This is a genomic window from Escherichia sp. MOD1-EC6819 (assembly GCF_002965765.1).
Taxonomy (GTDB): domain Bacteria; phylum Pseudomonadota; class Gammaproteobacteria; order Enterobacterales; family Enterobacteriaceae; genus Escherichia; species Escherichia ruysiae.
Map to the genome: position 1 here is coordinate 118,152 of NZ_PTRG01000009.1, position 12,558 is coordinate 130,709.

At 48.8% G+C, this 12,558-nt stretch carries 16 protein-coding genes; 12 read left to right on the forward strand and 4 right to left on the reverse strand.

Translation table 11 applies throughout. From position 1 onward, the window contains the following. Position 1: 1 nt before the first annotated feature. Both A7Z06_RS14455 and rimJ read right to left on the reverse strand, forming a co-directional pair. Entirely contained in the window at positions 2-649 is a 648-nt protein-coding gene (locus A7Z06_RS14455; protein ID WP_000877105.1) for a YceH family protein, read from the reverse strand. 10 nt (positions 650-659) lie between these two features. Beyond that, entirely contained in the window at positions 660-1,244 is a 585-nt protein-coding gene (gene rimJ / locus A7Z06_RS14460; protein WP_000468197.1) for a ribosomal protein S5-alanine N-acetyltransferase, read from the reverse strand. Positions 1,245-1,479: 235 nt separating this feature from the next. Here rimJ and mdtH point away from each other — a divergent pair, with 235 nt between their 5' ends. The 9 genes from mdtH to A7Z06_RS14505 all read left to right on the forward strand — a co-directional run bounded on the left by mdtH (position 1,480) and on the right by A7Z06_RS14505 (position 8,220). After that, positions 1,480-2,688, forward strand: a complete 1,209-nt coding sequence (gene mdtH / locus A7Z06_RS14465; RefSeq protein ID WP_000092224.1) for a multidrug efflux MFS transporter MdtH — start codon at positions 1,480-1,482, stop codon at positions 2,686-2,688. A 171-nt stretch (positions 2,689-2,859) separates the two neighbouring features. Next, positions 2,860-3,420 (forward strand): lipoprotein, encoded by a 561-nt coding sequence (locus A7Z06_RS14470; RefSeq protein ID WP_010345626.1) that lies wholly within the window; start codon positions 2,860-2,862, stop codon positions 3,418-3,420. A gap of 105 nt (positions 3,421-3,525) precedes the next feature. Next, complete coding sequence (gene pyrC, locus A7Z06_RS14475; RefSeq protein ID WP_000126572.1) at positions 3,526-4,572, forward strand: dihydroorotase; 1,047 nt, start codon at positions 3,526-3,528, stop codon at positions 4,570-4,572. A gap of 73 nt (positions 4,573-4,645) precedes the next feature. Continuing rightward, positions 4,646-4,891 (forward strand): DNA damage-inducible protein I, encoded by a 246-nt coding sequence (gene dinI / locus A7Z06_RS14480; protein WP_001217767.1) that lies wholly within the window; start codon positions 4,646-4,648, stop codon positions 4,889-4,891. A 276-nt stretch (positions 4,892-5,167) separates the two neighbouring features. Next, a complete protein-coding gene (gene bssS, locus A7Z06_RS14485; protein WP_000414435.1) occupies positions 5,168-5,422 on the forward strand; it encodes a biofilm formation regulator BssS in 255 nt (84 codons plus the stop codon). A 114-nt stretch (positions 5,423-5,536) separates the two neighbouring features. Next, positions 5,537-6,655, forward strand: a complete 1,119-nt coding sequence (gene solA, locus A7Z06_RS14490; RefSeq protein WP_000872755.1) for an N-methyl-L-tryptophan oxidase — start codon at positions 5,537-5,539, stop codon at positions 6,653-6,655. 46 nt (positions 6,656-6,701) lie between these two features. After that, the gene (locus A7Z06_RS14495; RefSeq protein ID WP_001253424.1) at positions 6,702-6,815 is read left to right on the forward strand and encodes a YceO family protein; all 114 of its coding nucleotides are present in this window, start codon (positions 6,702-6,704) and stop codon (positions 6,813-6,815) included. Between the two features lie 261 nt (positions 6,816-7,076). Next, on the forward strand, positions 7,077-7,643 hold the full coding sequence (locus A7Z06_RS14500) for a cytochrome b (RefSeq protein WP_000060038.1): 567 nt from the start codon (positions 7,077-7,079) through the stop codon (positions 7,641-7,643). A 1-nt stretch (position 7,644) separates the two neighbouring features. Then, a complete protein-coding gene (locus A7Z06_RS14505; protein WP_000749261.1) occupies positions 7,645-8,220 on the forward strand; it encodes a YceI family protein in 576 nt (191 codons plus the stop codon). Positions 8,221-8,261: 41 nt separating this feature from the next. Here A7Z06_RS14505 and trhO read toward each other — a convergent pair whose 3' ends face one another. Next, the gene (gene trhO / locus A7Z06_RS14510) at positions 8,262-9,314 is read right to left on the reverse strand and encodes an oxygen-dependent tRNA uridine(34) hydroxylase TrhO (RefSeq protein WP_010345633.1); all 1,053 of its coding nucleotides are present in this window, start codon (positions 9,312-9,314) and stop codon (positions 8,262-8,264) included. A 224-nt stretch (positions 9,315-9,538) separates the two neighbouring features. Between trhO and lpxL the strand changes: the two genes are divergently transcribed. The 3 genes from lpxL (at position 9,539) to A7Z06_RS14525 (ending at position 12,313) form a co-directional block, all read left to right on the forward strand. Next, entirely contained in the window at positions 9,539-10,459 is a 921-nt protein-coding gene (gene lpxL, locus A7Z06_RS14515) for a kdo(2)-lipid IV(A) lauroyltransferase (RefSeq protein WP_010345635.1), read from the forward strand. 170 nt (positions 10,460-10,629) lie between these two features. After that, positions 10,630-11,856 carry a multidrug efflux MFS transporter MdtG gene (mdtG, locus tag A7Z06_RS14520; protein WP_000050573.1) on the forward strand — a complete coding sequence of 409 codons (1,227 nt, stop codon included), beginning with the start codon at positions 10,630-10,632 and terminating at the stop codon, positions 11,854-11,856. An 82-nt stretch (positions 11,857-11,938) separates the two neighbouring features. Continuing rightward, on the forward strand, positions 11,939-12,313 hold the full coding sequence (locus A7Z06_RS14525; protein WP_000180062.1) for a MysB family protein: 375 nt from the start codon (positions 11,939-11,941) through the stop codon (positions 12,311-12,313). Here the strand turns inward: A7Z06_RS14525 and A7Z06_RS14530 are convergent, their stop codons facing one another. Next, positions 12,314-12,541: a YceK/YidQ family lipoprotein gene (locus A7Z06_RS14530; RefSeq protein WP_001211109.1), complete on the reverse strand. Its 228-nt coding sequence runs from the start codon at positions 12,539-12,541 to the stop codon at positions 12,314-12,316. It abuts the gene before it with no gap. Positions 12,542-12,558 lie beyond the last annotated feature (17 nt).

Below are 12,558 nucleotides of genomic sequence, written 5' to 3' on the forward strand. Positions count from 1 at the left end.
TTTAATCTCCCAGATGGGCCAGCAATGAATCAAGACGCTGTTTCAGTTCTGCCACTTCGATTTCCAGTGCTTCGACACGAGCCTGTAAATCGCCGTCAACCGCGTTCGACGACTCCGTTAACACCGGTTGATCCTCAACCTCACCGCTGAAAAGATGCATATAACGGCTTTCACGTTTACCCGGGTCACGAGCCAGGCGAACCACAAAAGGCCCGTCTTCACGATTAGCCAGTTGTTCCAGCGTGGACTCCACTTCCGCCATATCGCTAAATTCATACATCCGCGCCGCGCGGCTGCGCAATTCGCCTGGCGTCTGGGCACCGCGTAACAACAAAGTGGTTATCAACGCCACTTCTGCGGCACTCAGTTTCAGATCGCCAAATTCTGAATTACAAAAGCGTTGCTCATATTTGGTGACCCGATTACCAAAACCGCTCACCGTGCGTAAATAATGACGTTTGACCAGATTATCCAGCTGCTCCTGCACCTCGGATTCACTCAGATTCATTACCGGTTCACGGTTCGTTTTCTGATTACAGGCCGTTACTACACCATTTACAGAAAGCGGATATTGCTCCGGCGTTGTCACCTGTTTTTCCAGCAAGCAGCCAATCACGCGGGCTTCCAGTGCAGTAAGTTGATATTTCATGAGATTCTCCTTAGCGGCCGGGCGTCCAGTCTGGGGTGGTTAATGCCGTCAGTACGTGATCGCGCCATTGTCCATCAATCAACAAATAATCTTTCGCATAGCCTTCTTTTTCAAAACCCAGTCGCGCAAGTAAATCACCGCTGCGTTTATTGTGCGGCATATAGTTGGCCATAATGCGATGAATATGTTGGGTGCGCTGCATATAACGAATGGCGGCGGTCAGGGCTTCAAACATTAGCCCTTTGCCCTGCCATTTTTGCCCAATCGAATAACCGAGATAGCAGGCATGAAAAGATCCTCGCACCACATTAGAAAAATTGGCAACGCCAATAATCTCTTTCTCATCCGGGTCGAATAACCCAAAATAGAATGCAGAACCTTGTTTATGAAATTCATTAATCATGCTTAACCTGGCCTGCCAGCCTGAAGGATAGCAGTGGCTTTCGTCGCGCACTGGTTCCCAGGGCTTGAGGAAATGGCGATTCTCTGCGTAATAATCCGCCAGCCGCCAGGCATCACGATCATGCACCAGACGCACGACCAGTCGGTCCGTGGTTAAGCGCACTTTTGGCACGTTACTGCGATAGCCAAACATTCTATACCTACTCCTTCCCGTAACGTCTTTAATACGCTGTAAGTATTACTATACCTGCGCAACCAGAGCCTGTGAAAAGTCCAAAATGCCATTTCCTGCATTATTCACATATTTGATAAAAACTCTCTATCAAAGAGGGCTTTCGATAAAAAAATATTGTCCCGGGAATTGTGGGAAAAGTATTAGCGACCATGCAGAATAGAAAGTGCTCATCTTTTATTTCCCAGGAGGGGAAATGTCGCGCGTGTCGCAGGCGAGGAACCTGGGTAAATATTTCCTGCTCATCGATAATATGCTGGTCGTGCTGGGGTTCTTTGTTGTCTTCCCGCTGATCTCCATCCGCTTCGTTGATCAAATGGGCTGGGCCGCCGTGATGGTCGGTATTGCCCTCGGTCTGCGTCAGTTCATTCAGCAAGGGTTGGGTATTTTTGGCGGCGCAATTGCCGACCGCTTTGGCGCTAAACCAATGATTGTCACCGGTATGCTGATGCGCGCCGCCGGATTCGCCACTATGGGCATCGCCCAGGAGCCCTGGTTACTGTGGTTTTCCTGCCTTCTCTCAGGTCTTGGCGGCACTCTTTTCGATCCGCCGCGTTCGGCGCTGGTGGTCAAATTGATTCGCCCGCAGCAACGTGGGCGCTTTTTCTCGTTGTTGATGATGCAGGACAGTGCCGGTGCGGTCATTGGCGCTTTGTTGGGAAGCTGGCTGTTGCAATATGATTTCCGCCTGGTCTGCGCCACAGGGGCGATTCTATTTGTACTGTGTGCAGCGTTTAATGCCTGGTTGTTACCGGCATGGAAACTCTCTACCGTGCGCACGCCAGTCCGCGAAGGCATGGCTCGCGTGATGCGTGATAAACGTTTTGTCACCTACGTCCTGACGCTGGCGGGCTACTACATGCTTGCCGTTCAGGTGATGTTGATGCTGCCGATTATGGTCAACGACGTCGCCGGAGCGCCCTCTGCCGTTAAATGGATGTATGCCATTGAAGCATGTCTCTCCTTAACCTTGCTCTACCCTATCGCTCGCTGGAGCGAAAGGCGCTTTCGTCTGGAACACCGGTTGATGGCTGGGTTGTTGATAATGTCATTAAGCATGATGCCGGTGGGCATGGTCAGCAGCCTGCAACAACTTTTCACCCTGATTTGTCTGTTTTATATCGGTTCGATCATTGCCGAACCTGCGCGTGAAACCTTAAGTGCCTCGCTGGCGGATGCACGAGCACGCGGCAGCTATATGGGTTTTAGCCGTCTGGGTCTGGCCATTGGCGGAGCTATTGGCTATATCGGCGGCGGTTGGCTGTTTGATCTGGGAAAGTCGGCACAACAACCAGAGTTACCGTGGATGATGTTGGGCATTATTGGCATAATCACCTTCCTTGCGCTGGGTTGGCAATTTAGCCAGAAACGCGCGGCGCGTCGGTTGCTGGAACGCGACGCCTGAAAACGCGATGCTTTCTGTTACCATTGCTCGCCCTGTCAACCTGACACGCCTTAACAGCTTGTTATTACCTGCCGCCGCAGAATTCAGTTTTTTCTGCTGGCGAGTTTAACGCTGGTGGCACATGCTGCGTTGTGTCAGGATATTGACGCAGATTTCATGTCGAGGACTACCATGAACAAGTTTTTATTTGCCGCTGCATTGCTCGTCAGCGGCCTGCTCGTTGGCTGTAATCAACTCACCCAGTACACGATTAGCGAACAAGAAATTAACCAGTCACTTGAGAAACATAATAATTTCTCGAAAGATATCGGTTTGCCCGGCGTAGCGGATGCCCATATTGTTCTGACAAACCTGGCCAGCCAAATTGGTCGCGAAGAGCCGAATAAGATAACCTTAACCGGGGATGCAAATCTGGATATGAACTCCCTGTTCGGCAGCCAGAAAGCGACCATGAAACTAAAACTGAAAGCACTGCCGGTTTTCGATAAAGAAAAAGGCGCTATCTTCCTGAAGGAAATGGAAGTGGTCGATGCGACGGTACAACCGGAAAAAATGCAGACAGTGATGCAAACGTTGCTCCCCTATTTGAATCAGGCATTACGCAACTACTTTAACCAGCAACCGGCTTACATTCTGCGCGAAGATGGCAGCAAAGGTGAAGCAATGGCGAAAAAACTGGCGAAAGGTATTGAGGTGAAACCTGGCGAAATTGTCATTCCGTTTACTGATTAAACACGAGGGCGCATTCGCGCCCTTTATTTTTCGTGCAAAGGAAAACGTTTCCGCTTATCCTTTGTGTCCGGCAAAAACATCCCTTCAGCCGGAGCATAGAGATTAATGACTGCACCATCCCAGGTATTAAAGATCCGCCGCCCAGACGACTGGCACCTTCACCTCCGCGATGGCGACATGTTAAAAACTGTCGTGCCGTATACCAGCCAAACCTATGGTCGGGCCATCGTTATGCCCAATCTGGCACCGCCCGTGACGACCGTTGAAGCTGCCGTGGCTTATCGTCAACGTATTCTTGACGCCGTCCCTGCCGGGCACGACTTCATCCCGCTGATGACCTGCTACCTAACTGATTCACTGGATGCAGACGAACTGGAGCGAGGGTTTAACGAAGGCGTGTTCACCGCTGCAAAACTTTACCCAGCAAACGCGACCACCAACTCCAGCCACGGCGTGACGTCGGTTGACGCTATCATGCCCGTACTGGAGCGAATGGAAAAAATGGGTATGCCACTGCTGGTACACGGAGAGGTGACACACGCCGACATCGACATTTTTGACCGTGAAGCGCGCTTTATTGAAACTGTTATGGAGCCGCTACGCCAACGTCTGGCTGGGCTGAAAGTGGTTTTTGAGCACATCACGACGAAAGATGCCGCTGAATATGTTCGTGACGGTAATGAACTGCTGGCTGCTACCATTACACCCCAGCATTTGATGTTTAACCGTAACCATATGCTGGTTGGTGGCATACGTCCGCATCTGTACTGCCTGCCCATTCTCAAACGTAATGTGCATCAACAGGCGCTGCGTGAACTGGTCGCCAGTGGCTTTAGTCGCGTTTTCCTTGGGACTGACTCCGCGCCACATGCGCGTCATCGCAAAGAGAGTAGCTGCGGTTGTGCCGGCTGTTTTAATGCCCCAACGGCGCTGGGCAGTTACGCCACTGTCTTTGAAGAAATGAATGCGTTACAGCACTTTGAAGCATTCTGTTCTTTAAACGGCCCGCAGTTCTATGGTTTGCCAGTCAACGAATCGTTTATTGAACTGGTACGCGAAGAGCAGAAAGTGGCTGAAAGCATCGCTCTGACTGACGACACGTTGGTGCCATTCCTGGCCGGAGAAACAGTACGCTGGACAGTTAAACAATAAAAAACGTAGTTCCCTGTTGTCATTAGGTTATTTTGCCTGTATAAATAACCAGTATATTAAACAGGGGGCTATTATGAGAATTGAAGTCACCATAGCGAAAACTTCTCCATTACCTGCCGGAGCCATTGACGCTCTGGCAGTTGAACTTTCCCGCCGTATTCAATATGCGTTTCCTGATAACGAAGGTCATGTTTCTGTTCGTTATGCCGCAGCTAATAATTTATCGGTTATTGGCGCAACAAAAGAAGATAAACAGCGCATTAGCGAAATTCTGCAAGAAACATGGGAAAGCGCAGATGACTGGTTCGTTAGCGAATAATATGCAGTAATGTTTGTTTTTGCCGGGTCGCCCCGGCTTTTTTATTTTCAGCACAAAATTTCTACACTTCCTCAAAATAATTGCACGATATGCTAAAAAAATATGAATGACATGCTGTTTTATTGTTCATATAAATCTTAAAAACAAAAAAATATCTCTTTCCCCCTTTAAAAATTCTGTGGATACCCTTACTTATTGGTATACTGAAGTTGCTTCAGATAAAAATGCATTGAACCTCGAATAACGTTGTCTAGTAACACGAATTAGGGGGCCATGATGGAAAAAAACAATGAAGTCATTCAGACTCATCCGCTCGTAGGGTGGGACATCAGCACCGTTGATAGCTATGATGCTCTGATGTTGCGTTTGCACTACCAGACCCCAAATAAGTCCGAGCAGGAAGGGACTGAAGTTGGTCAGACACTCTGGTTAACTACTGATGTTGCCAGACAATTTATTTCGATATTAGAAGCAGGAATCGCCAAAATTGAATCTGGTGATTTCCATGTAAATGAGTATCGTCGTCATTAACTTGACATGACCATCCACCCAAAAGGCACCAGATTGGTGCCTTTACTATTTCTGGGTTGTATATCTGCATTCACTTAATTACTCTGCTTAAACCATGAGAGCAGAGAGAAAAAAATGAAATACGATCTCATCATTATTGGCAGCGGTTCCGTAGGCGCTGCAGCCGGGTATTATGCCACTCGGGCCGGTTTGAAAGTGCTGATGACCGACGCCCATATGCCGCCGCACCAACACGGCAGCCACCACGGTGATACACGATTAATTCGCCATGCTTATGGTGAAGGTGAAAAGTATGTTCCGTTGGTACTTCGCGCGCAAACCCTGTGGGATGAACTCTCCCGTTACAACGAAGAAGACCCCATTTTTGTGCGCTCTGGCGTCATTAACCTCGGCCCAGCCGACTCCGAATTCCTCGCCAATGTCGCCCACAGCGCGGAACAATGGCAACTCAACGTCGAAAAACTGGATGCGCAAACCATTATGGCTCGCTGGCCTGAAATACGCGTCCCTGACAATTACATCGGCTTGTTTGAGGCTGATTCTGGCTTTCTGCGCAGCGAACTGGCAATTAAAACCTGGATCCAACTGGCGAAGGAAGCTGGCTGTGCCCAACTGTTCAACTGCCCGGTCACCGCAATTCGTCATGACGATGACGGCGTAACTATTGAAACAGCTGACGGCGAGTATCAGGCGAAAAAAGCGATCGTCTGCGCGGGAACCTGGGTAAAAGACCTGCTGCCAGAACTGCCTGTCCAGCCAGTACGCAAAGTGTTCGCCTGGTATCAGGCCGATGGTCGTTATAGCGTGAAAAATAAATTTCCGGCCTTTACCGGAGAACTGCCCAATGGCGATCAGTATTACGGCTTTCCCGCCGAAAATGACGCTCTGAAAATTGGAAAACATAATGGTGGTCAGGTGATTCATTCAGCGGATGAACGCGTTCCGTTTGCTGAAATCGCCAGTGACGGTTCTGAAGCATTTCCCTTCTTACGTAGCATACTGCCGGGCATTGGTTGCTGCCTGTACGGAGCTGCCTGTACCTACGATAATTCGCCTGATGAAGATTTTATTATCGACACCCTGCCCGGTCACGATAATACGCTGCTGATTACCGGCCTGAGTGGTCACGGATTTAAATTTGCATCGGTATTAGGGGAAATAGCCGCCGATTTTGCGCAAGGTATAAATAGCGATTTTGATTTGACGCCATTCAGACTTTCCCGCTTCAAATAATCATCATCACGGCCTCAAAATGAGGCCGTTTTTACAGGAGTATTTAATGCGTCGGCTGTTGAACTATCTCATCAATAATATTCGCGAGCATCTGATGCTTTATCTTTTTCTGTGGGGATTATTGGCCATTATGGATCTGATCTACGTGATTTATTTTTAACCACGCAGCACTGACATAAATTGACAAAAACTTAATCTCTCTTTCATTTGGTGTGAAAAATTGAATAAGCTTATGTCTCTCTTAACTTCATTCCCCAGACATACCTCATCCTGAAACCACTAAACTTATGAAGATTCTTTCATTATTAAATCAAAATTATTGAAATAAAAATAAATATCATTTGAATTGTTATTTTTAAGTTGCAATTCATTCTCCAACGCGCCATTTTCATTCTTTCGCAAATAAGTTTCGGATGCACTGATGTCCCTTACAAATACCCCCAAACGCTATGGTGTTATATCAATGACCTTTCATTGGCTGAGTGCAATCATTATCTACTGCATGTTTGCTTTAGGGCTATGGATGGTAACACTCAGTTATTACGATGGCTGGTATCACAAAGCACCAGAGCTGCATAAAAGCGTCGGTATTCTGCTCATGATGGGGCTGGTTATACGCATTCTGTGGCGTGTTATATCCCCACCACCTGGTCCGTTGCAAAGTTATTCGACCATGACGCGTCTCGGCGCACAAATTGGACATCTCGCGCTATACCTTTTGCTCTTCGCCATTGGCATCAGCGGCTATCTCATCTCGACCGCCGATGGCAAACCAATCAGCGTTTTTGGCTGGTTTGACATCCCCGCGACCCTTGCCGATGCTGGCGCACAGGCTGACTTAGCCGGTGCCCTGCATTTTTGGCTAGCGTGGAGCGTCGTCGTACTGTCCGTTATGCACGGATTTATGGCCCTGAAGCATCATTTCATCGATAAAGACGACACCCTGAAGCGTATGCTGGGAAAATCGTCATCTGACTATGGAGTATAAAATGAAAAAAAGCCTGCTTGGTTTAACCTTCGCTTCCCTGATGTTCTCTGCCGGTTCAGCTGTCGCCGCCGATTACAAAATTGACAAAGAAGGTCAGCACGCCTTTGTCAATTTCCGCATCCAGCATCTTGGCTATAGCTGGTTATATGGCACCTTTAAAGATTTCGACGGTACTTTTACCTTTGATGAAAAGAACCCAGCTGCTGATAAAGTGAATGTGACAATTAACACCACCAGCGTCGATACCAATCACGCCGAACGTGATAAGCATCTTCGCAGCGCAGATTTCCTCAACACCGCAAAATATCCGCAGGCGACGTTCACTTCTACCAGCGTGAAGAAAGACGGTGATGAGCTGGATATTACGGGTGATCTGACACTCAATGGCGTAACCAAACCAGTAACGCTGGAAGCAAAATTGATTGGTCAGGGCGACGATCCGTGGGGCGGTAAACGTGCGGGCTTCGAGGCAGAAGGCAAAATTAAGCTGAAAGACTTCAACATTAAGACTGATTTAGGTCCAGCTTCGCAGGAGGTTGATCTGATTATTTCGGTGGAAGGTGTACAGCAGAAGTAATGCATAGATGTTGCCGGATGACGCGCATCCGGCACGAATGTTTATTTTGTTGGATCAGGAATGACCAGCGTCGTGTTCAGCCGTCCACGCGATTTATTAAAGATCTTATTGCCATTTTCTCGCCCGGCACGACGGCGGCGCTGTTCTTCTGGCGGTAATGCGCTTTCTTCACAGCAAATCTCACTACAACAGCCCTTGAATTTCTCGGCACATGCCGGACACTGGATAAACAACAGATGACAGCCATCATTTCTACAATTGGTATGGCTGTCACAAGGTGTGCCGCACTGATGACAATGCGCAATAATTTCGTCAGAGATCCGCTCGCCCATCCGCTCGTCAAAAACAAAATTTTTACCAATAAAGCGGACAGGCAAACCTTGTTCACGCGCCTTACGAGCGTATTCAATAATCCCGCCTTCAATATGCCAGACTTTATTGAATCCGTTATGTTTCATCCAGGCACTGGCCTTTTCGCAACGAATACCACCGGTACAGTACATCACGATTTTTTTATCTTTATGCACCTGCATCATCTCAACCGCTTTTGGCAGTTGTTCGCGAAAGGTATCTGCCGGAATTTCCAGCGCGTTTTCAAAATGCCCCACTTCATATTCATAGTGGTTGCGCATATCGATAAACAGCGCATCGGGATCATCAAGCATGGCATTCACTTCCGCTGCTTGCAGGTATTCCCCCACGTTACTGGCATCAAATTGAGGATCGTCAATACCATCGGCAACAATTCGGTCGCGAACCTTCATGCGCAGCACCCAGAAGGATTTCCCGTCATCATCCAGCGCAATATTCAGACGTAAACCGTTTAAAGCAGGATCAAAAGCATAAAGCTGTGCGCGAAATGTCTCTACGTTGCTCGCCGGTACGCTGATTTGTGCGTTGATCCCTTCATGCGCCAGATAGACCCGCCCAAAGACATTCAACGCGGTAAATAGCTTATATAAAGCATCGCGGGTCGTTTTGGGATCGGTAATGTGGAAATATTTATAGAACGAAATGGTGGTACGTGGTTCGCTCTCGGCCAGCATTTTGGCTTTCAGCGCGTCATTAGAAATGCGGTTGTGTAACACTGGCATGGTGTACGGTTCCTGCAGGGTGGGAAAGTAAAAATCCGCAGCATGATATAGCAATTATCGACAATTAACATCCATACATTTTACGCTACATTTGCGCATTAAAAATTATTAATGATTTACATACGCGGTAATTTCGCCCAGTCTTCGGTCACAAATTTTGGTTGCGGACGAAAAAATGCGACAATACATACAATTGCCCGTATAGGTTGAAAGACAGGATTTATATGACGAATCTACCCAAGTTCTCCACCGCACTGCTTCATCCGCGTTATTGGTTAACCTGGTTGGGTATTGGCGTACTTTGGTTGGTCGTGCAATTGCCCTACCCGGTCATCTACCGTCTCGGTTGTGGATTAGGAAAACTGGCGTTACATGTTATGAAACGTCGCGCCAAAATTGTACATCGCAATCTGGAACTGTGCTTCCCGGAGATGAGCGAACAAGAACGCCATGAAATGATGGTGAAGAATTTCGAATCCGTTGGGATGGGGCTGATGGAGACCGGCATGGCGTGGTTCTGGTCGGATCGTCGAATTGCCCGCTGGACGGAAGTGATTGGCATGGAACATATCCGTGACGTGCAGGCGCAAAAGCGCGGCATTCTGTTGGTCGGCATCCATTTCCTGACGCTGGAGCTGGGCGCAAGGCAATTTGGTATGCAGGAACCGGGTATCGGCGTCTATCGCCCAAACGATAATCCGTTGCTCGACTGGCTGCAAACCTGGGGGCGCCTGCGTTCGAATAAATCGATGCTTGATCGCAAAGACTTAAAAGGAATGATCCGGGCACTAAAGAAAGGCGAAGTGGTCTGGTATGCGCCAGATCACGATTACGGCCCGCGCTCAAGTGTTTTCGTGCCGCTGTTTGCTGTTGAGCAGGCGGCGACCACCAGTGGCACCTGGATGCTGGCGAAAATGTCTGGTGCGTGCCTGGTGCCGTTTGTTCCGCGTCGTAAGCCAGACGGCAAAGGGTATCAGTTGATCATGCTGCCGCCAGAGTGTTCACCTCCGTTGGATAACGCTGAAATCACCGCTGCATGGATGAATAAAGTGGTCGAAAAATGCATCATGATGGCACCGGAACAGTATATGTGGCTGCATCGTCGCTTTAAAACGCGCCCGGAAGGCGTACCTTCACGCTATTAAATCTCCCTTGCCGGATGTTTCGAACTGCATCCGGCATTACCACTACAAATCCTCCTGATTTAGCGATAAAAGCTCTGTACATTGCGTCACTTATAAGTCAGGCGCATAATTAGTGTGCTTACTTTTTCTTCTTTTAATCACCGCGCCTGGCGCACCAACAGCGGATTGCTATGTCACTCTGTGAAAATGACACCCCCATAAACTGGAAACGAAACCTGATCGTTGCCTGGCTAGGTTGTTTTCTTACCGGTGCCGCCTTCAGTCTGGTGATGCCATTCTTACCCCTCTACGTTGAGCAACTTGGCATCACCGGCCACAGCGCGCTGAATATGTGGTCGGGGATTGTCTTCAGTATTACCTTTTTATTTTCCGCCATCGCCTCCCCTTTCTGGGGCGGGCTTGCCGACCGCAAAGGCAGAAAAATCATGTTATTGCGTTCTGCTCTCGGCATGGGCATCGTGATGGTGCTGATGGGGCTGGCGCAAAATATCTGGCAGTTTTTGATTCTGCGGGCGCTGCTTGGTTTGCTTGGCGGATTTGTCCCCAACGCCAATGCTCTTATCGCCACACAAGTACCGCGTAATAAAAGCGGCTGGGCGCTGGGCACGCTCTCCACCGGCGGCGTTAGCGGCGCGTTGCTCGGCCCGATGGCTGGTGGCTTACTCGCTGATAACTACGGCTTACGTCCGGTATTCTTTATTACCGCCAGTGTGCTCATACTCTGCTTTTTCGTCACCCTGTTTTGTATCAGAGAAAAATTCCAGCCCGTCAGCAAAAAAGAGATGCTGCACATGCGGGAAGTCGTAACATCGCTTAAAAATCCGAAACTGGTACTTAGCCTGTTTGTCACAACATTAATTATCCAGATTGCTACTGGATCTATCGCACCAATCCTGACGCTGTATGTCCGCGAACTGGCAGGAAATGTCAGTAATATCGCCTTTATTAGTGGCATGATCGCCTCCGTGCCCGGCGTGGCTGCACTGCTAAGTGCTCCACGACTTGGTAAACTTGGCGATCGTATCGGGCCAGAAAAGATCCTGATAACTGCGCTGATCTTTTCTGTGCTGCTGTTGATCCCAATGTCTTATGTCCAGACACCACTGCAACTGGGGATTTTACGCTTTTTGCTCGGCGCCGCAGACGGCGCTCTGCTCCCAGCCGTACAAACGTTGCTGGTTTATAATTCGACCAACCAAATCGCCGGACGCATTTTCAGCTATAACCAGTCGTTTCGCGATATTGGCAACGTTACGGGGCCGTTGATGGGCGCAGCTATTTCAGCACACTACGGCTTTCGTGCTGTATTTCTGGTTACCGCCGGAGTCGTTTTGTTTAACGCGGTCTATTCGTGGAACAGCCTGCGCCGTCGCCGACTCCCCCAGGTATCGAACTGATTTTTCGCCTTTCATACTTGCAAAAGCGGAGAATCAGCTATTCTTTCCCTGAACACCTCAGCAAATCAAAGGGAGAGTCGTGATGACTATGTACGCAACGCTTGAAGAAGCCATTGATGCCGCACGCGAAGAATTTCTTGCTGACAACCCCGGCATCGACGCCGAAGAAGCGAATGTGCAACAGTTCAATGTCCAGAAATATATTCTGCAAGATGGCGACATTATGTGGCAGGTTGAGTTTTTAGCCGATGAGGGCGAAGAAGGTGAATGCCTGCCAATGTTCAGTGGAGAAGCCGCACAAAGCATCTTTGATGGCGACTATGATGAGATTGAAATCCGCCAGGAATGGCAGGAAGAAAATACCCTGCATGAATGGGACGAAGGTGAATTTCAGCTTGAACCACCGCTGGATACCGAAGAAGGACGCGCAGCAGCAGATGAGTGGGATGAGCGTTAATTACTCATATGCTCCGTGATGAATGTCGATCGGTAGCAGTAAGGTATCAAAGACTAAAGAGAAAGGGAGATCAAGGATTGTGACATAGCGCCATGCGGAGTCACGTACATCCCATTGCACGCCGGGATAATATTGGTTGCCATGCCCCTGTCCCGGTATGGTGCGGCTAATGATGCTGCCACAACCACTCAGCAAGGTAACCATGATGCTGACTACGATGAAACGCATTTGAACCCTCTTCCGTA